This window comes from Pseudomonas sp. CAN1, from assembly GCF_030462585.1.
GTDB lineage: Bacteria > Pseudomonadota > Gammaproteobacteria > Pseudomonadales > Pseudomonadaceae > Pseudomonas.
Map to the genome: position 1 here is coordinate 100227 of NZ_JASMRU010000005.1, position 25426 is coordinate 125652.

The window sequence follows — 25426 nt, forward strand, 5'->3', positions numbered from 1 at the left end:
AAATGGAGCACCCCGACAATAGGGAAGACGTCGCGAAGCAGGATGCTGCCGCGCAGTTGCTGCGCGACACCGAGATCGCGCTCCGCGAGGCCATTGCCAAGAGCCAGCACGCCGTGGAGGAAGATAAACAGCGGATAGCTGCCGAGCGCGAGGCCCTCGCCAGAAAGGCCGCCGAACTCAGCCGGCGCGAAGATCAGCTCAAGGTCGCCGAACAGCAACGCGCTGCGGGCCATGACGAAGAGCGCGCCGCCTTGAATGCGGAGTTGCGCCAGAAGCGCGCCGAAGGCGAGCGCCGGATTTCGGAAATCCGGGAGCAGCAGCTATCGGCTCTGGAAGAGGAACTTGCCAATCTTCGGGCCAGGCGCCTGTCGGAAGTGTCGGCCGCCGGCGACGCCGAGCGCGAGCGCATGCGAGACGAACTGAACAAGCAGCGTGAGGCCTGGACGAAACAACAAGACGACGCCCGCGCACGACTGGATGCAGAGCTGTCCGAGTTGGCGAAACAGAAGGGTGCATTGTCCGCCATGCAGAGCGAAGTCCACGGGCGTGCGATGGAACTGGAAGCCGCCGAGCGCAACCTGGAACGCAAGGAACAGCGGCTCGAACAGCAATCCAGGCGACGTAGCGAGCAATTCGCCGATGAGCTTGAGACCAACCTGGAGGAAGCGCGTCGGTCACTGGAAATGCAGAAGCAGTCCTGCATCGAGGACAACCGGCGCCTGCGTGAAACCCTTGCCATACAGGCCGACCTGCTGGGCGTCTTCGAGCAGTTGAAGCGCCAGCTCGGGGACAAGGACCCGTCCGAGATCCTGCGAGACCTGAACAGCCAGACCGATGAACTGAAGCGCCTGCGCGAAGAGCTCGCCAATCGGCCCACCGAGGAGATGCGTGACAGAACCCGCGCACTCGAAAACGAAACCAAGGCGCACAAGGCACGGGCGGATGAACTTGCCCGACAGATCGCGAGCAAGGAAACGGAGTATGAGCAGGTCGGCCAGCTACGCCGAAAGAACTCCGAGCTCACCGCAGAAAACCAGTCCTTGATGCAGAAGGCCTCAATCTTCGAAGGCGCGGCAGAAGAAGCGCAAGTCGAACTCAAGCGTCTGCGGGCCGCCTATGAACGCCCTGCCGAGGTCGAGGCGCGGCACAAGGAAATCGAACGGCCGCATTTCGCCGTGGACAGGGCCAGGCTGCCGGTGAAGGCGGAAATCGACGAGCTGACCTGGCTCAAAGGTATCGGCAATGCGTGCAGCCACTACGGCCTGAGTTTCAACCCACGGATCCTCAATGCCTTCCACACGGCGCTCAAGACCGCCGAGTGGTCGCCCCTGACCGTTCTCTCGGGCGTCTCCGGCACCGGCAAGTCCGAACTGCCCCGCCTCTACGCTCACTTCGGCGGCATTTTCTTCGAACCGCTGTCGGTCCAGCCGAACTGGGACTCGCAGGAATCCATGCTCGGCTTCTTCAACTCGATCGACAACAAGTTCGACGCCCAACCGGTGCTGAACTTCCTCGCGCAGAGCCAGAAGCCCTGGAGCGAGGACTATCCCGGCTTATCCGAGGCCGTGTGCCTGGTCCTGCTCGACGAGATGAACCTCGCCCATCCAGAACTGTATTTTGCCGAGTTCCTGAGCAAGCTCGAGCTGCGCCGTGGCAGGAAGGGCAACGACGTGCCCTGCCTGCCGGTGAAGGTCGGCGCGGGCATGCCACCCTACAAACTGCCGCTTGGCCGGAACGTGCTGTGGGCAGGAACGATGAACCAGGATGAAACCACCAAGTCTCTTTCCGACAAGGTGCTGGACCGCTCTATCATCGTCAATTTCCCGCGGCCGACCGAATTGAAACGCCGCCTGAGACTGCAGCCGCTCGATGACAGGAATCGCGGCCCAGCACTGCACAGGGAAGCCTGGAATAAGTGGCTGGCACAAGGCAGCAGCTTCACGGAAGACGAAGTCAAACCTTTCATGGCTTTCATCGAGACATTGAACGGAGCGCTTTCCGTGTCCGGTCGGGCACTTGGCCATCGGGTATGGCAATCCATCGAGTACTACATGGCCAACTACCCGGAGGTCCGGGCGGCCAAGGAGGCCAGGGACGACAAGGACACTTCCCGGCTTGCCCACGCGATGCATACGGCGTTCGAAGACCAGCTGGTGCAAAAGGTCATGCCCAAGCTGCGTGGCATCGACACTCGCGGCAAGAGCAAGACGGACTGCCTCGACAAGATCCGCCACCAGTTGGGCACGGGCATCGCTGGCCGTCCTTTCAACCTCACCGAGGACTTCGATATTGCCTGCGAACTGGGCTACGGCCAGTTCATCTGGCAATCGGCGAACTATCTCAACGCGTCTGATTCACCAACGGCGCTGGAACACGACGCCCACTCCGCCATTCCGACCTCGAACACCATGGAAGAACCGCCGGCTCTGTTCAACAGAGGCCTGACCGATCCGGACGAGCGCCGCAGGGTCTGGAACCTGAAGTCCCCGGAGAACCGAAATGAACTGCGCAGGACGTTGGAGGAAAACGCCCGGAAAGGGAGAATCGCCGACCATGACAAGTGAACACCTGCCGAGCCTTGATTCCGTGCGCCGCAACGTGCCAGAAGACAGCGCCGCCATCAGCGAGGTTCTCGAGCAGTCGGACTGGTTCTGCCATGCCGTCGACTTCGACCCGAAGAGCGGGCAGGCCCTGCCGCAATCGCTATCGGTGTTTTTGGCCAGGATCGCCGGGTACTCTCCGCCCAAGGCAGGATACCCGTGCCGCGACCGCCTCTGGCGCATCACCGAGCACTGCCGCACAGCGGTGGATCGGCTTGTCCGGGGCCTCAACGAGGCGCCTCGCCGGGAGCAAGCGCTACTGCCCGCTCATGCAGTGCGCGAACTGGACGCCACCAGCTTCATCAAGCTCAGCAATCGTCCCGGGCGCAACCTGCGGGAAAAGCTCGCAGGCAACCCCTATCTGCAAGGTGTTCGCCGGTTCCAGTCCGTCGACCAGCCGGAGAACCGCCTTTTCAAGGCATGCGTGGTGCGTCTTGCGCAACACCTGGAACTGCGTGGTGACAGCCATGGGCAACAGGACGACCTGCTGTTGACGATCCTGTCCTGGCTACGCTCCGGTGAAGCGCGGGACATCGGCCGATGGGAGAACCTGCCGCCAAACAACACGCTCTTGTCACATCGCGATTACCGACGTGTGTGGGACGCCTGGCGTTGGCTGCAAACCCTGGAAGATGACACCGCTCGCGACCTGTCCGAGGTCCACACGCGCCGCCAGACCAGACATCGCTGGATCACCCACAGTCGGATATGGAGCGAGGGACGTCACTGCCTGGCAGACATGCCGGTTTTCTTCGATTTCGATACCTTCGAGATCCGTCCCTGGTTCAACAGCGTCGCGATGCAATCGGCGCCGGAAAAGATCAAGCGCGACACCATGATCGAAATCCGGACACCGGTGTGCGTCGATCTGGCGACTTCACTCCCACGCTATGCCGCGGGTAAAACGGCCAGACACCTGCCTGGTTCTTTCCTATGGCAACAATGGCAAGGCGAGAACACCGAAGTAGCACTTGACCTATTCACCTCTGACGCGATTTATCGGCATCCACAGGTGACGACCCTGTTCCCGGCGGATCTGTTCTTCTCCAAAGCCACTCCCGAGCATCTGGACCGCGCTGCACGCGCCTTCACCTCCAGGCTGCACGAGGTTTTCAGGAACGACACGCTGATCTGGCTCGTGCCCGATGCCCTCAATGATTTCGAACTCGACGTTACCCGGCGCCATCTCAACGCTCGCTTCCAGGACGCGGTGCCGCTCCCACGCAGTATTGCCGCCGCTGTTCAGCGAGTGGACTACTCGAAAGTGAATACTGGCTTTCCGATAGTCGTGATCGACAACGTCGGCGGCAAAACCTGCGTCACAAAACTGGTCGCCAGGTTCGACCCGACGCTCAAGGACAAGCTCCCGGAAACGAGAGGTTTCTACTGGGAGCGGCATCCTTCGGTGATCATTTCCGACACCCCTGCGCAGGAGTCGGAACCCGGCTGCGCTATTACGTCCATCGACGACCAGGACCTATGGCACCCGCCGACTATCGCGGCCAGGCCGCCCGCCCTCGACACCTCGATGCTGAAACAGGACCCGCGCATCGGCGGCTTCGCCTTCTCCATCAACTTGACGGAAAGCCCGGTATCCGGAGGCCTTCATTTTCATGCGCTGCAACAGCGTGCCGGAGAGATCCCCCTGTGGCGCGACCAGATACCTGAACTGACGATCAAGGTGTTCAAGGACGGACATCTTCAGCGCTTCCAGCTTGTATCCCGCGGTACGACGGTCACACCGATCCGTGGCAGGCCGGTCAGCATCGACGTAAAGGAAGATTTCACCCTCCCGGCGGGGAAGACGTTCTACCAGTTCCCGCTCTTCCTTGGCGACAGCAGAGAAGACCTCGGCTACTCGGCCCGCCTGGACTCCTCCGCGTTTCCACTGAAAGAAAGTGTCGACTGTGCGCTCCACCTGACCTTCGAATACGGTGCCGACGATCCCTATCAACTGACTTTCATGCCACGCAATGGCGCCTTTGCGCACGTGCGAGCCACGTGGCGACGTACCAAGGAACAGGTCGTCACCGACGCCCCCGCCCCGGAGTACCCCGCTCCGATGGCCTGGGCCGATCTGCGCCATTTGCCAAAACCCGGCAGCAGTGAAACCACTGACCTGCTCGACTGGATAACCCGCGCGATCGCGCGACTGGACCAGGATATCTACATACGCCCCAGAGCCAGGACGAAGGCCGTGATCAGCATGGAATGGCGCCCTGACAAGAACGGCGGCTATTTCACTTTCGCCACCACCAGCACCACTCAAGAACGCGTGTTCGTTCATCAGAAAAATATCCTGGACGGACATGCGTACACGGACTTCAGCGTGGGCAACAGCATTTCATTCGAACGCCACGAACAGGACGGCAAGAGCTATGGCCGCCAGATCGCAGGCGAGCATCACGAGGAAGTGGAACGACTGAAGCGGTTCGACGAAACGACCAGCAGGAACCTCGTTACCCAAATCCGCAAATCCCTGTATTACCCCGTCATCCAGACATGGCGCGATGGTCGCTCCATCGACGACGTGGACTGCCCCAGCGTGTTTGCCGAAGCAGCCCGCCCCCATATTGACTATCTCGTTTCACTGCTGGAGGAGGACGATCTTCCAGCATCGGTGAAAAACGTGATTCTCGTGTTGATGTGTTGCATGCACAAAGACGCCCCAAGTGCCTTCATCCAGCGCCTAGCCGGGGAACTCGAGAAGGGCAGCATTCGCAACCCGCAAGCCATTGGCTTCGCGCTGGGACGCCTGGATGAACCCTGGCAGCGATCCCTTTTCTCAGGCCTCATGCGAGACATCACGGAAAGCGTCCTGCGCACCTTTGCTTGCGCGATCTGGCGAGACCGGCACTTCGTTGAACAGTTCGATTCTGCGCAAATGACAATGGTGTTGACGTCCCTCAACCTGGCTTTGGGTCAAATCAATCCATGCCCTGGGAAGAAAAGTGCCAATGACGACAGAGCTGCTGTCAACTGGATGCGCGCAACCACCGAGTTGCTTGAACTCCTGCTGGGTGTGCTTCGCACGCGTGAAGCCGCGGATCTGCAACTGAGGATGCTGCTCCAGCCTCACCAACAGATAACCAAGGCCTTGACCCGCAGCGTCGAACGGGTGAGCGAGCTCGTTGCACAATCGACTGTCGTTTTGTCTTGCAGGGTACAGATCAATATCGAAAAACCCGACGGTGACCATACACCGGACCTGCTTTTTGCCCTGCGCCTGTATCTGACCGGTGACGATGGTGCGAACGCAATCCACATCACTCGAGTTTCTGACAGTCAGGACGAGTGATCTGCGGAAGCCTTAGCTCACTGCATGTCAGGTTTCCAAATGATCTTCGATACATTGATACCCTTGATCGACCCGAATCCACCCGCGTTCAACGGTACGATTCTCACCAGTTGCGGTGGGAATCGCAGTGCTGCGATCTTCCGCGGCTTTACCCCGCGAACCCTCGAAGCATCAAGAAGCCATTACATAAGGGTGCGTTTTATCTGATAGGCGCCACGGTTGTTTTGCGGACACGAGCGCCCCCCCTCTGACCACCCGATAATCGCCGCCCCTGAATGCTTTAAACTCGTCTTTAAATCAAAATATGTAAACCTCTCATCACGACGAGAATTCGGACGAATGAAGATTGGGTATGCACGAGTATCACGGGATGATCAGCAGCTCGACCTTCAGCATGACGCGCTGACCGCTACCGGATGCGAGCGAATATTCAGCGACAAGATGAGTGGCGCGAAAGCATCACGCCCTGGACTCGATGAGGCGCTGGCTTTTGCCAGGCCAGGCGATGTCCTGGTTGTTTGGCGTCTTGATCGCCTGGGCCGCTCAATGTCCGAGCTACTGCGCCTCACTGCCGACCTCGAAGCCCATGGCGTGGGCCTGGAAAGCCTGAAGGAACAGATCGATACCACCAGTGCTGCCGGCAGGCTGGTGTTCCATGTGTTCGCAGCAATGGCGGAGTTCGAGAAAAACCTGATTCGAGAGCGCACATTTGCCGGCCTTGAAGCGGCACGTGCCAGAGGACGGCAAGGTGGGCGGCCTGGGGTGCCGCCAGAGACGATTGCTGCGATACAGGCCCTCGCAGGTGATCAGAGTCGTTCACCAGACGAAATATGCAAGGCGCTGAAAATCAGTCGAAGCACCCTCTACAAGTATCGCCAACAGAGCAGCGAGTCGTGATCGAAACCGAACTCGAAGTGCTCTACCTCGGCGCACTGCTGCTCTTGGTTGACAGCATTTGTTGCCTCATCGCTGCGTATCGCAGAACCCCAGTGCTTGGGGCAGCCGCCGGTGGCGGTACTGCCGGCGCGCTCGCTCTTGTTCTGCTCACCAAAATGGTGCCGTTTACTCTGGCGGCAATTGCCAGCATCGCCATCGGTGGCGTGATTGACTGGATGAAAGCGAAATCTCTCGAACCTTGTGATAGCGAGGCAGCGCATTGATAAGGACCTGAATACGGCAACGTAAACATCGGTGCTCTTGTCTGGTCAGATGACTCAGGCGGAGATTGAAGTACGCCTGGCCATAGCCGGCTACCTGATCCCCCGACTTGCTGGAACTCCGGCCGGGCGCGAGGCTTTCAATACGCTGGTCGCCAAGTTTCAAGATCGCTATCCGCACCACAAGCTGCTAACTCATCTACTGATTGCACCTGAATACTTGGAGCACGCCCCTCACACCCAGTTGTGACCGGACAGCGACGCTTAGCCTTTCTCTGAAAGCTCAGATAGCGAGGGACTCATGCGAAACCGAGATCGCACCTACAGCGGGTGTCCTGTTCTGACTCTGGCGACACAGATTGCCCCTTATCTGGATGACGGGGCCGTTCCAGGCAACGTGGAATATTTGGAGGTTCCACCTGGCAAGGTAGTGCGTAAGCGAGGATTTTGGCTGAGCCCGGGCTATCGAATACACCACGCGGCGGTGCTGTTCCTGATAAGCACCGATATGTACGCGATGAACGCCGACGACTTCTACGAGCGTCGAGATCAGATCCACTGCTACCTCAGCCATAAGACCGGAACAGCCTATATCGGAAGGGTCGAGCAGGCCGACAAATCTCAGCAGCTACTGCACCCCCTCCTGCCCGATTTGCACCAGCCTCTCGATATCCAGCTCAATGAGCTGGCATACGTAGGACGCGTGATTTCTGCTATCTGAGGTGCGCCATGCTTGTAGGGGTCAAGGTGGATGATTACTGCCGTCACAAGGCAAGGCTGCTAGGCCTACCAGAGAACGCAAGCGATATGGACGTGCATACGCACATCATGAAAGGCATCCCCGTCGCTCAGCTGGCAAAGCTGCTCAGGAACGGTGACATCGATACCCATGCGTGTGAGCAGATCTCGCCAGGCCTCGCACTTAAGGAGCGCCTGGCCGACAGGATGACCGCTCCGGGTACCTCACTAGATGATCGACTATCTGCGGATGAGAGCGACCGACTCTTTCGCGTCGTGCATACCGTCGTGGTCTCCGAGATCCTGTTTGGCTCACGTGATAAAGCCCAGCGCTGGCTATCGAAGCTGAAGGACCGATTCTCCGGCAACTCGCCGCTACAAATGCTGACATCTTCGGCAGGAGCCCAGCTTGTCGAGGAACTGATGACTCAGCTGGCAGAGGGCCTCGTTCTGTAGTCTTCGACGTACCGAACCGTGGATGGGCGCACCAAGGATGTTCGGAATTCGCAACGCTGTCGGCATTTCAAACTCTGGAGTCACGCTCGACACGAAAACTTGATCTTATTGACAGGCTAAGCCGCCATTTCCAAGTCGCGGTGTATCACCCAATTCGTTTACCCGTAATAGTCTCGCACTGATTTTTAGGCGTGCAGCATGTGATACAGGGAGGGCGTGCAGCGTGTGATACAGGTAAAGCGTTCAGCCTGTGATACAGCGACATTTATGCCAAGCACATGCAGCGGATCTGCCAGATCAATGGATCCGAATGCGCGAGAATGTCTGAAATTTTCAACATCGCCCGCTGGCTAAAGGGAGACTGGATCGTTTGTGGTTTAAACGGTTCCAGTCTGGCTTTACGCCGCCATTAAATGGCAATGGACGCCATTCATTGCCATTTAATGGCGTGTAATCATTGACGTGTTTTTCTGACCACACCATTCCGTGCCAAAGCACGCCATTAATTGGCAATGAATGGCGTCTATTGCCCCCTGTAGACGTTCCCGACTATCGGCATTGCCGTCGTGTTGAAGAGGCTGGCTGCGATGATCTCGGCAGCACACGGGGCGTGCAGCTGTGACTCGACTCGCTGTCACTGGCGGCCTCAATGGTGGCTTGCGGCTGGGCATTCAGCCAACTTCCGAGGCGCTGCCACATGGAATCGGTGAGATCGGCCCCCTCTCCCCGCGCCGGCCAATGCTCATGCGCAGACCAAAATCCTCTGGTACAACGGGACCAAAAGCGCCGAATCGCCAAGCGCGATCGAACACGAGGACGTTCAGCCCGCCGGTGTCGCGATCATGAGCCTCAGGCCCGTGAATAGGATTGGGTTGCCAAGCAAGTAAGCCGTTGCCGATAGGCCTTTAGAAGTTGTCCGGTACGACGGTACGTTCAGGTTTCTTCGAGGCGAAGCGACGGTCGTTCCAGTATTCGGTGAAGGTCAGCACCTCGGAAACGATGCCGGCCCAGACGATGCTGTGGCCAGAGATGGGATTCACCTTCGAGCCTGCAAATGCGAGCACGAGATCGCCAACCTTCGCCTTCTTGCGGATGCGCGGCTTGCAGACAGCTAGCGTTACGGCCGGCGGATCGTAGTTCGGCGCAGAGCCTGCGTCCGTGGCGATCACATACGTGTGAACCCGCATAGTCATGTCCCCTGCGCAAAGAGCTGATCGAGCCATACGAGCGCATCGGCACGATTCGTGATGTCGGCAACAAACTCCTGGCCACGTGCGGCGGCCTTCAGAGTCCCGGACGACGACCAGCGCGGCAATGGACGATAGGTCAGGCCAGTTCCACCGCGCGTTGGGTTCAACCAGTCAGGTACCGCCCAAATGGACGGGCTCGGGGCATGACTCTCGGTTAGTCGGAAGCCCTTATTGAACAAGCCGAAGCCTGGGCGATGAGTTTTGCGACCGTCCAGCGTTAGGCGGTCGGCAGCAATATAAAGCGTGTTGTTTTCCGTCCAGTCGGCTCGGACGTGCGGGTGTTCTTCAAGCCAGGGTTACCGCTTACCAGCCACCCCGCAGCCTCCAACTGCTCGACGATTCGGCGTTTCAATTCACATTCGTGATGGATTTGGCTCATGCATCCAGTCTCGCTTCCCTAATGTCCGTCCCGCCTTGGCTCAATTCGGAGCGCGACTTGTTGGCTGTATCGGCATCAACCCAACTACCCGGTCACGCTTGAACTTCCGTACATCACCGAAATCCCAGAAACCGACGTTATTCTGATCAAGCTCCATGATGACTCTCGGCTCATTATCCAGGCCATGAATCCTGCAGTATCCGCCAAGCTCCAACTCGTCGGTCTCCTTCTGTCCCTGCGACCAAGAGGAACCATAAGCCATATGCAGACCTAGCCATTGCTCCGCCTGAATGGAGGCGCTCGGAGTGTGTTTGAGTGTTCGCTGAATGCTTTCGCGCAACTCTTTACCGGCTTCCTCATCTGCAGCGATCGACGGCATCAGCCTGAGAAACACTGCATTCGTCTGCAACCTACGCCGCTTTTCGTCCGCGCCCCACATTAGGCTAACATTGGTCGTCAACTCATCGCCCAAATCCCATGCCAGCCATGCCAGCAAGGTACACAACTGCATCGTCTCGTCTGCATCGTCATTGACTATCTCGTCGATCGCGTCGAATAGCTGTGACTCCGAGCCGAGCAAGTACCTGATACTTTCATCGAGAAGATAGCGACGGTCCCGCTCCTCTACGAGATCCTGCCCGGTTGCCCGCCAGCGCTTTTGCTTGTCGAGATGGCGCAATTCACGAATCAGGGCCAGCACCGCGATCAGCTGGATCGATGCGCCGACCTTCCTCGATTCGTCCTGGCTCGCCAACCTCAGTTGCTCGACCATTTTCCTACTCAAAGCCCTCGCCTTTCTGGCAACGGCCTGGGCAATTTCAGCATCGGAAAATTGGGACGTCTCGACCGAACTAATCAACTCCTCGCCGCCCTCGTCTTCCAGGCCGATCTGCTCCTCTTCGCTCCGGCCAGCACGGTCAACCTCTACACTCTGAACTTCGAGACCATCGCTCAGACGACGCATGAGCACATCGATTAGATAGGCCAGATCACCGGACTTCAGCAGGCGCTGCTTGCGCTTGACTCGCGTCATATCAGCAACGCTGATCACCAACGATGCAGGACCAACCTCAGCTGCAGGCCCATCCTGTTTCTCTCGGTGCTCACGGATAGCAGCCTGAATCTCGTAATCAGTTTGAGGCGCGAAGATGACCCTTTCGACGCTGGCGATGACCTTTGATATATCGGCATCGCTTGACCCCAGCTCACTCAACGCCGAGCGAATCTGATACTGCCTTGAGGACCGGGAGCTAGACTCAATAACGGAAGGGTGCAGGATCATCGCCCGAGCGACCGCCCTGCCATCCTGCTCCAGCAGACAGGAGCGAATATTCGTTGCCTCGACCTCAGACCTGAACACGACCTCGTTGTCACGGAGTTCCAGTGGAGTAAGCGTCTCCAGCTTCTCCTGGTTCGGGCCAAGCAGTACGGCTGCAGTTACCGACATTGGCTCGCCCCGATAGCTGATACGGATCAGGCCATTTTCCCCGTCCGAAAAGCCCGAAAGCAGAGGCAAAGACATCTGCTGCTCAATATCGGAGACCTCGTTGCGCTCCTGGATCTCAGCGAACACCTCAGCCTCCAGCTCTGGCAACTCGAAAAGGCTGAGCATTGAAGTGGCCTCAGCAGCACGTCGGGCAGCGACGCCTGACTGGAGTACCACGGCCTCGACATTACCATTCGCCGCATCCATCCAGGCGGGCCGGCTGGGGTTCGCGCTGCCACTGACAAACACATCGGCAGCAGCGTCATGCGTTTCGAGATAGAGAACTTTGGCGTGTAGATAGCCGGCCCGATCAGCAATCCCACGCGCATCAACATACCGGGCCATTTCAACGTCATAGCTGCCGGGATGTTGGACCGTGTCGGGATCGATGCCCACCACGATATCTGCGGCGGGCCATTGAGCCTTCAACTTCTTGAGCAGGGCTAGCTCACGATCGAAGAACGCGCCCAGCACCGCAATCTTCCTGACCGGTGCAGTAATCCGCTCAACAAGTTGATCAATCAGCGTCTGCCGCCCTGGACCTTGCGCCATTACCGCAGGCGAGCTCATGACCCCGGCGTTAACAACCAAAGGACTGATGAAACGGCCGATTGCTAGCGCCGACTCCAAAAGAGGTTCAGAAACCTTGCCGCGCTCCAGCTCAATCCACTCCCGAAGCATCTGCCAGAGATATCTGAGAACGGCAGCGCCCTCAGCATCTTTGGTACCACCTACCTCGATCCAATTGGTGATCTCGCGGTTGAAGCCGAGTCCCGACAGCGTGAGATTATGGCTACCCACCAAGATCGAGGCCCTCTTGGGCCCCAACAACAGGCATACCTTAGGGTGGAATGCGCCGTTCACGCCGATCGGTAAAAGCGTGTAGGCATGGCCAGCCAAGCGAGGTCGGGCCAACTGGCTTTCCCAGGAAGCGGCACACTGGCTCCGGTCCATCAGCACCACGTTATGCCGGCAACCGGCAGCAACCAGCTTTCGCAGCACTACCTCCTCATAGAAGGGCAGCGTCGCGTTGAAGGTAGTAATTAGCGAGGCCTCGTAACCTCCTCGCTTGATCACTTCGAGAAGGGAGACATCGTCAGACACTAGCGACCTCCATCCGCTTCCGACCCGAGGCCGTCAGCCTGATCATGTGGCTTTCATCACGCTCCAGCATGCCAAGGTCACGAAGGATCTGTACCGCCTGCCGGAAACGAGGTGTGGTCGAGGATGGTGGTGGAATCTGGTCGCCCACCACTTCCAAGCCTCGCTCGGACGGTCGCAGATGGAATGTCGAGCGGTTGGATTGCCTGAGTTTGCGCAGCGCCACTCGAAGATGGGTATCCAGACACCAAACGACCAGATCAGCAATCACATGCTCTAGAGACATCGCCTTCCAGTCGGCACTGCGGCTACGGAAGCTGATGAGGTTGATCGGATAGTCTCGCAGCGCCTCTGAAGTTATCGCCAACCCAGAATACGGCTGCCGCTCAAGGTCATCGCGAGCAGCCAGCATTGCCAACAAACTCAGGCTCTGTGAAAGCAGCGGCGCAATATTCACGCCCGGCGCCCACTCGTCAATCAACTGCCAACTCAGCTGAATCTCATGGGCTTCATTTGTCCAATCAGTTAGCTCTGGAACATTCGCCCTACTGCTTGTAACCAGATCATCGAAACTGGCCGCCCCAAGATCACTCACGACTCTGGAGACGGTTTCCGAACTGGAAAACCAGTCAGCGAACGCCTCGACGCTGTGAAAGACGCGTCTCTGCGCCGCAGACTGCGGTTGAAGTTCCTGCAGACAGATGGCGAGGATTGTCTGGAAGGCCACCGACATTAAGTCATTACGCACATAGACAGCCCAGTGCATCCTGGTGGAATGCAAGGCATCGGGAATTTCCCAGGCCTCGCCATCGGGCAGCGCGGCACTATAGACACAGCCTCGGAACACTTCCTCTGTCAGGTCCCATTCGTTCGCTAGGGCGTCCGCGAGTTGCTGAATCAGCCCCAGGCTTCGTCGTCGCTGAGTGCCTTCCTCCAAATAGCGGTTGTCAGCATCGAAAAAAATGTCTGCGAGCTGCTGAAGCTCACTCTGGCTACCGGGAATATTGCAGGCACAGAAGGAGCTCATTTCGTCGAGTTCATCGAGCGTCACCGAGTCCTTCTCGACAACCTCCCAGAACCGCTCACCAGGCACGGACAAATCAACGCTTTGCGCAAGCGGTGCGCCATACTGGCTGCTATAGAAGCTCCAGGATCGACCAGAGGACTCCATCAGCTGTAGATCGGCCAGAGTTCCCGCGTAGTACTGCGAAAGGCCACCCAGCCGATTCATGAAGTAGCGCTGGGGCGTTTCCTCGGTCGTCGCGTAGAGGGATAACCGTAGTGGCTCACCGGATTTCAGGCTGGTGAGCGAGGGAACCAGCTTGGTGCGACCGACCATAGCGACGCCGTGTCGCTCGTTTTTGTGATCGGTCGCCTGCGCGTGCCGCTCAGCAATCAGGGTAAACAGGCAGTCCGCGCGCCGAAACCGTTCGACGAAGTGGCTGTAATCATCCTTTGCATAGCGCTGGTCATAAGACCATACCAACCAAGGATAGAACGAGTAATAGCGCGCCCGATCGGTAACATTGGTAATGCCTGGCAGCAGCTGGCCATAGATCATCACACAGGGCGCCTGAGTGCCGAGGTGGTCAATGCCGCTACTTGCGTAGGGTGGTTTCAACCAGCTGGTGGTGAGTTTCATCGACGCCTAATCCCTTATTGCGATAAAACCATAGGTCTAAAATTCTGGATTTAACCGGCGTATCTGCTTACACAGCCTGGACACATCCACTCGCCGTCATCGTATATGCCACCGCCCATGTCGGTGCGTTGATGGCACCAGGCACAGGTGCCCATCAGCGGCTCGTAGCTGTAGCTGTCTTTTTTCTTCTCACGATACTTCGCCTGGCGCGACGGCATCAGTTGCGGATCGGGCGGGCTAGAGAAGTTGCCGCAATGGCTGCACCACTGCCCCCCCAAGTGATCAACGCAACTGGCTTTGCCGCAGCGCGAACAGGCATTTTCCGACGCTGGCACCACTGGCTCAGGCAACTCCTCCGACACCAGCTCATCAAGTCCTTCAATGCGCTGGCAAGCCAAGCCGTTCTTGTTCAGGTAAGCCAACAGCGGATCGAAGCCCTTGTCCTTGGACAGGACGACGCACTTCGTCTCAGGCGCGGTCTCAAACGTACGCCCCAGTTGGAAAGCAATATGGAAATCCAGCGCGTTTTTCCCCACTCCTTCGATCTTCTGGAAATCCACACGAGAAAAGCGATGTGCCGTGGAAGGCGTCCGTGAAGCCTTGGGGGTGTTCTGCTTGGCGCCCACAAAAATGATGGCCCGGTAGGAGCCATGGAGCACCGACAGGTCAATCTTGCCGATGTTCTCGTAGTCCACCAGGATTAAACGCTGCGACTGCTCAGCCTTAGTCATTGGCTACCTCGCCTTCCGGCAATAGACCAATGCCATTCAGTTTGCTGTCCTGCCAGGCAGCGTAAGTTTCGCTGGAGCCTTCCACTACCCAGGAAGTCCGACCACTGGCCGCGCGTCCATATACAACCGCAGCAGCAGCACTCGGGCTACTGAAGGCATAATCGTCCTTGAACACTAGATATTCGCTCCCGTCGTTGACCATTGCACCGTCGTTCACCAACTGTAGGTAAAGGTTTCGGTAGTGATGGTCCGCAGTTCCAATCCACTGAGCACGTGCCCGGGAGCCCTTTAGCACAAAGAACTCACCATCGACTTCTTGCGCTAGAGCGCGTTCTTTGCTTTTAGGAAGCTGCAGTGTGAAGCGCGGCGACTGACTAACGGGCTGCTCGGCTGGCGCAATAACAAGTTTGGAAGGTTTGATCAGCTCACGCAGGAAGTCGAAGCCCAGCACTGGTAGTACAGTACGGATCTGCTCCAGGAAGAAGGCCATATCGGCGCGGTCGGATTCTGGCAGGCTACTGCCGTATTCATGCGCGGTACCGTTGACCAGCTCGCAGCGCCCCAGATTGCCGGCGATGCCTATCAGCAGGCTTTCCAGGTGCTTCACATGGGCCTTGGTCAGGTTCTGATCCTTACTCGTGACCAGGCACACGCGCTCCCAGAAGTCCTTTCCGCCGGCATCCTCCGGGCGGTTGTGGGTTTTGAGACGCTTGGCCACATCGTCGGACTCGCCGATATACACCTTCGAACGCAGGCTGTTGTCCGGGTCGGGGCCGACCAGAAAGTACACGCCGGTGCGTGCGCACTCGGAGCGCTGCACCAGCTCGGCCAGCTTAGAGCGTGGGCCGGTCAGCACATGGCCGGTCCAGTTCATGATCTCGGCAGTCAGCAGACCATTAGGCGTGCCATCTACCAGAAACAGACGCAGGCTGCGGCCTTGGCTCATACCGTTTCCCTCAGATCGATCTGGCCGGTGCCAGCGGCGCAGTCGTACACAGTGCGCACCACACCGTCGCCATTGAGTGCTTGGTGATCCGGGGGGAACTCCAGGGTGGTGGTCAGGCGCACCACGTCGCGCGGGGTGAAGGGCAGAATGATGCGGCCGTAGATGGGCTGTTTGAAATCGCCACGCAGCACGTCGGCCACGCTCCAGATGAAGTCGGCGAGGTTTTGCTGGTTCACGCGGCATTCCTTCCACGGGGCAGGGAAGGCGGCGCTGCGACACTTCCCTGCGAGCTGTGTGTAATCGATGCCGCACCTTAACCGGTTGGGTAGCCTGGGGCCAGTAGGTGCCACCGGGTGAGGCACTGACTTTCCGGGTTAGTTAGCCGAGGCAAAGCCCCGGGTACGGGGCTTCATCACATAGCGCGTCTGGATGAGATCAGAAAAGTGACCGCACCCACACCTGGATGGGGTAGAGGATGATGCCAACTGTCAGGCCGATGTAGACCAAGTAACCAAGGGTCACCTGTGGGGCAACCAACTCGGCGGCTCTCTCAAAGTCGCTACCACGATACATCGCGGCCTGAATCGAGTTGAACGGCAGGGATTCCAGTCTGGTTTTGGCGCTGCGTGCGGCCATGAAGCGTAGGGACACGTCCCAGAACGCGGCTGCCGGCAATACCGTCCAGACCATACCGAATAGGCAACCCAACGCCACCCAGACCGGTGTCGTGGCGACGGTCATCAGTACGCCATTGACCGCAGCCTCATGGGCGAACATCTGCACTTGCCCGCTGAGAAAGCCTGCGGCGTAACTCGCGGATGCCGAGGCGCTCCACCCGGCGCTAAATGCAACCCAAAGGAACGACAGGCCCCCCAGAGCCGCAGCCATATTGATGATGTGGGCGAAGCCATAGCCACCGAACCCACTGCAGTTGATCTGCAGCAAAGTGAGTGCCCCTGCCAAGCAACGCACGCGGCAGGAAGCACGTCACCAGCAGCAGGCCGGAAGCCAGCAACAGCAGACCTTCATGGCCATGCTCTTGGCCCTTCATTACAGCACGTGCCATATCGATGAACGGGAGCGCCAGGATCGCAGCGATAACACCCGACTTTGGCACAGACCAGATTTCTGCAAACCAGTTGCCGGTCAAGCTGCGGCGGTAGTAGTAACGGTAGGATCGCTTCGTGATTGAGCGGCTAGTGCCCTCCTTCACCGCCACGCCGAACCAGCCGCTCGCAATAGCGATATAGGAAAGCAGGCGTCCAGTGCTGTTCATTGCCAGGGTTTGGGACGCCGAACTGTCCACCCACGGCAGCCGCACGCTCTGCCCAACCGGACGGGTCGCGCATTCCTCGGCAAAAGGATCAGCTAACTCATTGCATGGTATGAATCCACGCGGATAGAAGAAGCTCAGGGCACCGGACAGCGCTGCCCTCAGCAAGTGCATCGGCAGAGAAACCCCATACGACCAGAACGCCCACAGAATTGATCTGACTGCCGACATAGAAGCAACTCCTTTGCCTTCACTGAATTTGAGCGGTCGATTCAGCTCTGCTTTGCCGTCGATCAGCGATCCCCGCTCTGGTGCGAACCCAATTCATGGCGTGGCTCCCAGCAGGGAGATTCCAGCGAGCAAGCGAAGAACGACCTACGGTAGTAAGATCATAGTACACCCGCTTAACTTAAGCAACTTACGTAAGCTTGTTTATTTTCCCCTGTAAAATTACCTGCACGAGGCCAACCTATTTTCCCAGGCACACCGCAAAGTTGACTCCATTCATTCGCGACGAGCCTTATCCAGTAGGGCCACGAGCTGTTCTTCTGGCATTGCAGCCAACGCCGCGACACCAGCACGAACAACATCAGAACGAGAAGCTCGGAACCCCCGAGGAATCAGGCTTAGGCGATCAATTTCCTCACTGATCTGGTCTGTCAGCGAAAAGGTAACTCGCTTGAAGACTGCTGCGCTTTGGGCTGGGGCTTTCGAATTGGGCATGGTGACTCTCGAGAAGTTACTTAAGAGTCGCAACTTACGTAATCTTGACACGCATTTCAATCACCGCACCTGCGCCATAGCGATGAGCAACCGAAGGACTGCCCCGTTTATACGTGCCGGCATTGTGCACATCTAGTTCGTTACCCTGCCCCTTCGATGATGGCAACGACCGCCCTAAGCGCGCCATCACCGACCAGGCACTAGCTCAGGACGAGCAGCAGGCCATCCGATTTACGCCATGTCGGCGAGCCTCTGGACGACCGGGCCGGCTATTACCGCATTCTGGAAGCGAGCCAGAGAGGCACGTTGGATATCACTGCTTGGCTGCAATGGTTCCTCGCAACGCCGGTCAAGAGCAGGAGCAGGCCCTTGCTCGCATCGACCGTCTGCTGGTCAAGCCACACTTCTGCAGCCAAACCTTATCTGCCGAACAGATCAAAGCGCTTAATCGCCTGCTCGATGGCGGCGAACTGGGGTTCCAGAACGGCAACAGTGCTTCTCTATACCTAGCCGTAGCCAGGTCTCGAAAGCTACCGCCACGCGCCATCTGAGCGATCTTGTCGAGTAGCGCTGTCTTGCCGGCTACCAGGCGGCGGGCGCAGCACTCGTTACCCAATACAGCACTTGGCAAACGCTCAGGGCTGACACCGCAGCAACAAAGTAGCGCGCCAGAAACACTGCAATACCATCGTGCCATTACGCTAAGTTTCGGTACTATCCAGTTAACTCAGGATTACCCAGAGACAGGAAATGGACTTCACTCCCATCATCGCGCAGTTCTGGGGCACGCTGGGCTGGTTTATTCCGGCTGCACTGCTGATCAGCTTGCTTAAGTCGCCATGGGCGAAGGGCCATATTGGCGAACTCCTGGTGCGGTTCTTCGCCCATTGGCAGTTGGACAAGCAAACCTACCGTCGCCTGCACAATGTCACCCTGAACACGCCAGACGGCACAACGCAAATCGACCAAGTATTCCTCTCGCCCTACGGCATCTTCGCACTGGAAACGAAGAACATGAGCGGCTGGATCTTCGGCAGCGAGAAGCAAGCGCAATGGACTCAGAAGCTCTACAAACGCACCTTCAAATTCCAGAACCCGCTGCGGCAGAACTACAAGCACCTCAAAGCCCTGGAAGCCGCCCTTGGCGTTAACCCCGAGCACCTGCACTCGGTAATCACCTTTGTCGGCGGCAGCACCTTCAAAACCGAAGTGCCAGCCAACGTGACCCAGGGCATCGGCTTTATTCGCTATATCAAGTCATTCGAGCAGGCAGTATTCAGCGAGGCTGAAGTCGACGCCATGCTGCATACCCTGCAAACCGGCCGCCGCGCACCGACCCTCGCCACCCACCGCGAGCACGTGCAAAACCTCAAGCTCCGTAGCGATCCGACAGCTGAGCGGCAATGTCCGAAATGTGGCAGTGCACTGCTGATCCGCACCGTGAAGTCAGGGCCGAAAGCGGGGCAGCAATTCTGGGGCTGCTCGGCGTTCCCTAAATGCCGGACTATGCAGAATCTTTGAGAGGTAGAGCAGTGAGACGATCAAGATGGTTCCCGTCAAAGAATAAATCTGCCCCCCTTAACTCTTCCGGGGCTCTCTGAATGCAGTTTGTCCGCCAAGGCCCCGACATTCCTGAACGCCTGCTGCAGGCGCATGAGGACGGACGTGTCGTATTCTTTTGCGGTGCAGGCATCTCATACCCCGCGCGCTTGCCGGGCTTCGCCGGGCTGGTAACGAAGGTGTATGAAGCCCTGGGTGCCACACCCAACGCGGTGCAGCAGGCAGCAATCAAGGCCGGGCAGTTCGACACCGCCATCGGCCTGCTGGAAGCGGACATCGTCGGCGGCCGCGAGACGGTGCGCCGGGCGATGACCGGCATCCTGACACCCAATCTCAGCGCCCCAAACGCGACTGCAACCCATGACGCCTTGCTGACACTGAGCAAGTGCCGTAATGGCCATACCCGCCTCATCACTACCAACTTCGATCGTCTGTTCGAGGAGGTGATTTCGGTGAAGTCCCTGCCCATCAACCAGTTTCAGGCGCCACTGCTGCCGGTGCCGAAGAACCGCTGGGATGGGCTGGTGTATCTGCATGGCCTGCTTGGTACCACACCGACCGCGAGCGAGCTGGATCGTCTGGTCGTCTCCAGCGGAGATTTCGGCCTGGCCTATCTCAACGAGCGCTGGGCGGCACGTTTCGTTAGCGAGCTGCTCCGCAACTACACCGTATGCTTCGTCGGTTACAGCATCAACGACCCCGTGCTGCGCTACATGATGGACGCGCTCGCCGCCGACCGCCTGCTGGGTGAGTCACCGCCGGAGATGTTCGCCTTCGGAAGTTTCTCCAAAGGCAAGGAAGAGGAACGGAGCAACGAGTGGCGTGCCAAGAACGTCACACCCATCCTCTACCGCGAGCACAACCGGCATGCCTACCTGCACAAGACCCTGCGCGCGTGGGCCGAAACCTACCGGGACGGCGTGCGCGGCAAGGAGCGCATTGTGGTCGAATGCGCCATGGCCCGCCCCTTGGCAAGCACCCGGCAGGACGACTTCGTCGGGCGCCTGCTGTGGGCTCTGAGCGATCCTGGCGGGCTGCCCGCCAGGCGCTTTGCCGATCTGGACCCGGTGCCATTACTGGATTGGCTGGAGCCGCTGAGCGAGGGACGCTACCGGCATGCCGACCTGGGCCGCTTCGGTGTCCCGCCCAGAACGACCGTAGATGAAAAGCTCACCTTCAGCCTGACTCGCCGACCTTCGCCGTATTCGCTCGCACCGTCGATGTGTATCGTTGATGCCGGTGCGCGCGGCAGCCGCTGGGACGAGGTGATGCGGCAACTGGCGCGATGGCTGACCCGTCATCTGAACGACCCGGCGCTGCTGCTTTGGTTGGTCAAGCACGGCGGGCAGCTTCATGACGATCTAATCTGGTCAATCGAACACCGTCTGGACGAGCTGGCCAAGCTTGAACGTGACGGCAACACCGCCGAGTTGGCGCACATTCGTGAGGGCGCACCCAACGCGATCCCCAGCCCGCTGATGCACACCCTATGGCGGCTTCTGCTAACCGGACGCGTGAAATCATGGCTGCGCGACTTCGACTTGTACCGCTGGATCGACCGATTCAAGCGCGATGGGCTCAGCGCTACCCTGCGCCTGGAACTACGGGAGATGCTGACACCTCGCGTATCGTTACGCGAACCGTTCCGCTGGCACACCGAGGAAGGTGAAAGCCGCGAGCCGAAGCGCATCAAGGACCTGGTGGAATGGGAGATCGTGCTGTCGACGGAGCATGTCCATTCCGGCCTGCGCGATCTGCCAAGGGATGAGCGCTGGGACGCCGCATTACCGGAGCTGCTGTCCGATGTCAGTGCCTTGTTACGCGACGCGCTTGATCTCATGCGCGAACTTGGCAGTGTCGAGGACAGGAGCGACCTGTCCTACATGCATCAACCCTCGATCAGTGAACACTCACAGAACCGGGATTTCCACGACTGGACCGCATTGATCGACCTGACTCGAGATGCGTGGCTCGCCACTGTTGCGCAATCGCCTACGCGGGCAGCACTGGTGGCGCAGTCCTGGTGGCACACGCCCTATCCACTGTTCCGGCGCCTCGCCTTCTTTGCTGCCGCGCAGGGAGACGTGATACCCCATCGCCAGGCACTCGGCTGGCTGCTAGCCGACGAGCACTGGTGGCTGTGGTCGGTGGAAACCGAACGGGAAGCCATACGCTTGCTGGTAGCGATGGCGCCACACCTCGATGAAGGGATGCTACTGGAACTGGAGCAGGCCGTACTCGCCGGGCCTCCGCGCGACATGTTCAGGGACGACATCGAGCCGGAGCGCTGGACTCGTATCGCAGACCGCGAAATCTGGCTCCGACTGGCAAAGATCGCCGAGGCCGGCGCGGTCTTGGGTGCTGACGGCAACCAGCGGCTAACGGGGCTTTTGACACGATATCCAGAGTGGACCCTGGCGGCGGATCAGCGCGATGAATTTCCATACTGGATTGGGAGTGACTGGGTCGGAGACAGGGACCCATGGCGGGATTTCGTATCAATACCTCGCAGCAGGCGCGGGTTGCTGAACTACTTGATTGCAAACCCGGTACTGCCCGAGTCCAAACAAGATGACTGGCGAGAGCGGTGCAAAGATAGCTTCCAAGCCACTGCATATGCCTTATGCCACCTAGCAAGACAAAATATCTGGCCAAATGATCGCTGGCGGGACGCTTTACAGGCGTGGTCAGAAGAGGAACTACAAAACTGCTCTTGGCGGTACATGGCCCCATTCTTGGTCAATGCTCCAGATGTCATGCTGCAGACCCTAAGCCACGGCGTCAGCTGGTGGCTGCAGGCTATTGCTAAGACCTTCGAAGGCCACGAAGCACTCTTCTTCGTGCTCGCTCGCCGTATCCTGACTCAAGATCATCAGGACGGCGTCAATACCGACGAACCAGTAATGCGCGCCATCAACCATCCCGTGGGCCACGTCACCGAAGCATTGCTGCGCTGGTGGTATCGACGCTCGCTGGAGGATGGGCACGGCTTGCCGGAAGTACTCAAGCCCACACTCACCGAACTTTGCGACACCCGTATCGACAAGTTCCGACATGGCCGCGTATTGCTGGCAGCCCATATCATTGCGTTGTTCCGCGTAGACGAGGATTGGGCAACGCAACACCTGTTGCCGCTTTTCGAGTGGCAGCGCTCCGAAGCCGAAGCACGTGCGGCGTGGGAGGGTTTCCTATGGTCACCGCGTCTGTACCGGCCCTTGATGGAAATGCTCAAGACGGCTTTCCTCGAGACCGCGCGCCACTATGCGGCATTGGGCAAGCACGACGAGCAATACGCATCGTTGCTGACATTCGCCGCCCTCGATCCGGGTGACACGTTCACCACTGCTGAGCTGTCGGCCGCGACACGTTCACTACCTCTGGACGGTCTGCATAGCTCAGCGCAAGCTCTGGTGAGAGCGCTAGAGGGTGCGGGCGATCAACGAGCCGACTACTGGACCAACCGGGTTGTCCCTTACCTCCATGCTATCTGGCCCAAAACCCGGGACAACATTTCACCCGCCATTGCCGAAAGCCTCGGCCGCCTGTGCGTAGCGGCACAAGACGCGTTCCCCGAAGCCTTGGCGCTGCTCCGCGCCTGGCTGCAATCGCTGCCCCACCCCGACTACCTGGTGCATCGTCTTCATGACGCCGCTCTTTGCGGCAAGTACCCAGAGCAGGCGCTGGACTTTCTGAGCCTGGTGATAGGAGATCAGACCCAATGGCCACCGAGCAACCTCGACGCCTGCCTTGAGGCGATACGGACATCCGCGCCGGAACTCGCGGCTGACCCGCGTTTTGAGCAACTGATGGCGTATTTACGCAGACATGGAAGAGTGGGATAGGACTGGGCTCCCCCTCTTTCACCCTCTGGCGTCGAACCTGCAGCACGGCAGCTATCAGTCAAACACCCCCTGGATTTCATCCAAGGGGGCATTCTTGCCGGCACGACTGCGAAATCGCAGTCAAAGCCACCTAAAACTCGCACGTAGACCATCATGCTTACCGACAAGTCGCCCTTCTCAACGGCCAGGCTGATCGCTTGGTTTCTGAAGCCTTAACGGTACAAAAAACAGTACACTGGCGGTACAGTGCCCAGCTTTTACAGATTTCACTAAATTACGCTTAACCAGCTCTACGGCGCAACTTTCAGCTAACTGTACCTGCGCTGAACTACGCCCGATTTCACTGGGCTTGCAGCATTTCTAGGCAACTCATAATCCTTTGGTCCACGGTTCAAGTCCGTGTGGGCCCACCACCCTTTCAGCAAAAAGCCGCGCAGATGCGCGGCTTTTTCGTTTCTGGCCTCACCAGTGTCTATTCGCGAAGCGCTGCGAGCACATGCTCTGGATCGTTATGGATCGCGCGCAGCAGCGCCCTGGCAGGACCGTCCGGCTCGCGACGCCCCTGCTCCCAATTGCGCAACGTGCCCACCGCCACGTCGATTGTCCGGGCGAACGCGACCTGGGAAAGGCCTGTCGCCTTGCGGATGCTGCGCACCTGAAATGCATCGACGTGGAAAACCCGGGAGGGCTCGCGCGCGCGACTCTCGATCTCGTTCATTTGCTCCATGCTTTCAACGAGCCGGTCGAAGAGACGTTTTTCCATCACTGCCACCCTTGGTTCAGTTTGCGGAGCAGGCCTTTCTCCAGCTCCGTGAGATTGTCCTTGGCACCCTTGCGGTAGATCAGCAGCAGGCGAATCTGACTGGCTAGGCAGAGGCAGTAGTAGTAGATCACCCGCACACCTCCGCGCTTACCCTTTCCTCCGCAGGTCCACCGAACCTTGCGCAGTCCGCCCGTTCCCACAATGACGTCACCGACTTCCGGATTCGCGGCGAGATACCGCTGAAATTGCCGATACTCCTCGTCGCTCAAATGCTCATGCAGGTCTTCGGTGAAAACCGGCGTCTCGATGAAGATCATGACATTCCTGTCAGCACAACTACGCCAATGGCGCAGTCACACTATAGAAATTCAAACCTGCAGCCTCAAGGTCGAATCAGACCGATGGAGCATCCGTTGGTCCTTGCGCCACCCCAGGCCGCGTATTTCGCCATGGCAAATGATGCAGCCGAGCAATGGCCGGCAAATCAAGAATCGCCCTACGCCCCAACTGCATTGCTGTCCTACAGGGGCTCTGCGTAGCGTTCTGCCTGCCACGGTTCGCCGTGGCCAGGAGTGGAATCCTGAAGACATGGGAGGACGGCAATGCACACGCTATGGCGGATAACGCTGCCTGTAAGACTCAGCGTCTTCCGGCACTCCATGGCGGACCGTGTAAGGCGGGCTTCGGCTCGACCGGGTTTTCGTCCTCTAGATGTCTCGGTATTCCACCCTTGCACGGTCCGCCTCCCTCTGTGGTTGTTCGGGCGGCGGCTTCTGGACGTACATGGAGTAACAGCATGAAGTTTTCCGATTCGACGTCGGCCGACGAAGGCCTGATTCCTACCGTGTTCCCCCGTTACAACCGTCGCCTGCGCGGGCTGCTGATCGAGAAGCAGGCGTGGTTCGTCATTCGCGACCTGGCGAAGCTGACCAATAGCCAAATCGGCGAGCGGGTGACGAGCAAGCTCGACCCGGACCAGATTCGCCACGAGCTGCTGATGGGCTCGAAGGAGAAGCTCTATCTGGTCAGCGAGAGTGGCCTCTACGCACTGCTGCTGGTGCACTTCTATCACCCGGAGAACCGCAGCCTGCGGCAGTGGATCAGCACCGAGGTGTTGCCGGCCCTGCGCGATGCGCAGCAGAACAATCCGCACCTGCCGCGCCGGCGCATGGAGCAGATCGAGGGCCAGCCGACCAGCGTGATGGATTGGCAGGGCAAGGTCTGGGTGCGCTGGACCGATGCGGTGCGCATCATGGAAAACCAGGTGCGTTCGCTGCACTGATAGCGCCCCGGTGCACGTCGTAGGATGGCGTGGAGCGGAGCGATACCCATCGCTTCACGCCCCAACCCGATGAGCATCGCGGACAAGGTCCGCTCCTGCAGGATCAAAGGCCCCTCACCCTGGCCCTCTCCCGTAAGCGGGAGAGGGGACAGTTCGGAGCGGGATGAAAGCCTGGAGTCAGCCGGCACTATTCGTCCCC

Annotated in this window: 19 protein-coding genes and 4 pseudogenes; 10 read left to right on the forward strand and 13 right to left on the reverse strand. The window is 58.7% G+C overall.

The genetic code is table 11. The annotated features are described in order from the left end of the window. Positions 1–2: 2 nt before the first annotated feature. The 6 genes from QO207_RS09330 to QO207_RS09355 all read left to right on the forward strand — a co-directional run bounded on the left by QO207_RS09330 (position 3) and on the right by QO207_RS09355 (position 8249). Positions 3–2564 carry a chromosome partitioning protein ParA gene (locus QO207_RS09330; RefSeq protein WP_301532170.1) on the forward strand — a complete coding sequence of 854 codons (2562 nt, stop codon included), beginning with the start codon at positions 3–5 and terminating at the stop codon, positions 2562–2564. Then, positions 2554–5898, forward strand: coding sequence for a DNA-binding protein (locus QO207_RS09335; protein WP_301532171.1), 3345 nt, complete (start codon positions 2554–2556; stop codon positions 5896–5898). Before QO207_RS09330 ends, QO207_RS09335 begins: the two co-directional genes overlap by 11 nt. Positions 5899–6237: 339 nt before the next feature. Then, entirely contained in the window at positions 6238–6795 is a 558-nt protein-coding gene (locus tag QO207_RS09340; protein ID WP_301532172.1) for a recombinase family protein, read from the forward strand. Further along, positions 6792–7058: a hypothetical protein gene (locus QO207_RS09345; protein WP_301532173.1), complete on the forward strand. Its 267-nt coding sequence runs from the start codon at positions 6792–6794 to the stop codon at positions 7056–7058. Before QO207_RS09340 ends, QO207_RS09345 begins: the two co-directional genes overlap by 4 nt. A 298-nt stretch (positions 7059–7356) precedes the next feature. Then, on the forward strand, positions 7357–7776 hold the full coding sequence (locus QO207_RS09350; RefSeq protein ID WP_301532174.1) for a hypothetical protein: 420 nt from the start codon (positions 7357–7359) through the stop codon (positions 7774–7776). A gap of 26 nt (positions 7777–7802) precedes the next feature. After that, positions 7803–8249, forward strand: coding sequence for an antitoxin Xre/MbcA/ParS toxin-binding domain-containing protein (locus QO207_RS09355; RefSeq protein ID WP_301532175.1), 447 nt, complete (start codon positions 7803–7805; stop codon positions 8247–8249). 905 nt (positions 8250–9154) lie between these two features. Here the strand turns inward: QO207_RS09355 and QO207_RS09360 are convergent. The 10 genes and pseudogenes from QO207_RS09360 to QO207_RS09400 form a co-directional block, all read right to left on the reverse strand. Further along, a complete protein-coding gene (locus QO207_RS09360) occupies positions 9155–9472 on the reverse strand; it encodes a hypothetical protein (RefSeq protein ID WP_367620474.1) in 318 nt (105 codons plus the stop codon). Beyond that, positions 9439–9780, reverse strand: a pseudogene (locus QO207_RS31515) (hypothetical protein); the annotation flags it as partial. The gene QO207_RS09360 and the pseudogene QO207_RS31515, both read right to left, overlap by 34 nt. Positions 9781–9918: 138 nt before the next feature. Continuing rightward, on the reverse strand, positions 9919–12468 hold the full coding sequence (locus tag QO207_RS09365; RefSeq protein WP_301532177.1) for a hypothetical protein: 2550 nt from the start codon (positions 12466–12468) through the stop codon (positions 9919–9921). Further along, positions 12461–14107, reverse strand: coding sequence for a hypothetical protein (locus QO207_RS09370; protein WP_301532178.1), 1647 nt, complete (start codon positions 14105–14107; stop codon positions 12461–12463). Before QO207_RS09370 ends, QO207_RS09365 begins: the two co-directional genes overlap by 8 nt. 50 nt (positions 14108–14157) lie before the next feature. Then, positions 14158–14838, reverse strand: coding sequence for a PIN domain-containing protein (locus QO207_RS09375; RefSeq protein ID WP_301532179.1), 681 nt, complete (start codon positions 14836–14838; stop codon positions 14158–14160). Continuing rightward, a complete protein-coding gene (locus QO207_RS09380) occupies positions 14831–15784 on the reverse strand; it encodes a GIY-YIG nuclease family protein (protein ID WP_301532180.1) in 954 nt (317 codons plus the stop codon). The genes QO207_RS09375 and QO207_RS09380 overlap by 8 nt, the downstream gene beginning before the upstream one ends. 134 nt (positions 15785–15918) lie before the next feature. Then, positions 15919–16020: pseudogene (locus QO207_RS31520) on the reverse strand (type I restriction-modification system subunit M N-terminal domain-containing protein); the annotation flags it as partial. Positions 16021–16219: 199 nt separating this feature from the next. Next, the gene (locus QO207_RS09390) at positions 16220–16729 is read right to left on the reverse strand and encodes a hypothetical protein (protein WP_301532181.1); all 510 of its coding nucleotides are present in this window, start codon (positions 16727–16729) and stop codon (positions 16220–16222) included. After that, positions 16626–17288, reverse strand: coding sequence for a hypothetical protein (locus QO207_RS09395; protein WP_301532182.1), 663 nt, complete (start codon positions 17286–17288; stop codon positions 16626–16628). The genes QO207_RS09390 and QO207_RS09395 overlap by 104 nt, the downstream gene beginning before the upstream one ends. A gap of 273 nt (positions 17289–17561) precedes the next feature. Next, positions 17562–17780 (reverse strand): hypothetical protein, encoded by a 219-nt coding sequence (locus QO207_RS09400; protein ID WP_124166503.1) that lies wholly within the window; start codon positions 17778–17780, stop codon positions 17562–17564. Positions 17781–17883: 103 nt separating this feature from the next. On the opposite strand from QO207_RS09400, the pseudogene QO207_RS09405 reads away from it, so the two are divergent. The 3 genes and pseudogenes from QO207_RS09405 to dsr1 form a co-directional block, all read left to right on the forward strand. Continuing rightward, positions 17884–18425 (forward strand): annotated as a pseudogene (locus QO207_RS09405) (Fic family protein); the annotation flags it as partial. A gap of 105 nt (positions 18426–18530) precedes the next feature. Continuing rightward, the gene (locus QO207_RS09410; protein ID WP_301532183.1) at positions 18531–19301 is read left to right on the forward strand and encodes a nuclease-related domain-containing protein; all 771 of its coding nucleotides are present in this window, start codon (positions 18531–18533) and stop codon (positions 19299–19301) included. A gap of 80 nt (positions 19302–19381) precedes the next feature. Further along, on the forward strand, positions 19382–23182 hold the full coding sequence (gene dsr1, locus QO207_RS09415) for an anti-phage defense-associated sirtuin Dsr1 (RefSeq protein ID WP_301532184.1): 3801 nt from the start codon (positions 19382–19384) through the stop codon (positions 23180–23182). A 54-nt stretch (positions 23183–23236) separates the two neighbouring features. Here dsr1 and QO207_RS09420 read toward each other — a convergent pair. The 3 genes and pseudogenes from QO207_RS09420 to QO207_RS09430 all read right to left on the reverse strand — a co-directional run. Continuing rightward, positions 23237–23382: pseudogene (locus QO207_RS09420) on the reverse strand (transcriptional regulator); the annotation flags it as partial. A gap of 272 nt (positions 23383–23654) precedes the next feature. Further along, positions 23655–23945 carry a DNA-binding transcriptional regulator gene (locus tag QO207_RS09425; RefSeq protein ID WP_301532185.1) on the reverse strand — a complete coding sequence of 97 codons (291 nt, stop codon included), beginning with the start codon at positions 23943–23945 and terminating at the stop codon, positions 23655–23657. Then, the gene (locus QO207_RS09430) at positions 23945–24262 is read right to left on the reverse strand and encodes a type II toxin-antitoxin system RelE/ParE family toxin (RefSeq protein ID WP_301532186.1); all 318 of its coding nucleotides are present in this window, start codon (positions 24260–24262) and stop codon (positions 23945–23947) included. The genes QO207_RS09425 and QO207_RS09430 overlap by 1 nt, the downstream gene beginning before the upstream one ends. A gap of 479 nt (positions 24263–24741) precedes the next feature. Here QO207_RS09430 and QO207_RS09435 point away from each other — a divergent pair, with 479 nt between their 5' ends. Continuing rightward, on the forward strand, positions 24742–25227 hold the full coding sequence (locus tag QO207_RS09435) for a Bro-N domain-containing protein (RefSeq protein ID WP_301532187.1): 486 nt from the start codon (positions 24742–24744) through the stop codon (positions 25225–25227). The last annotated feature ends 199 nt before the right edge of the window (positions 25228–25426 follow it).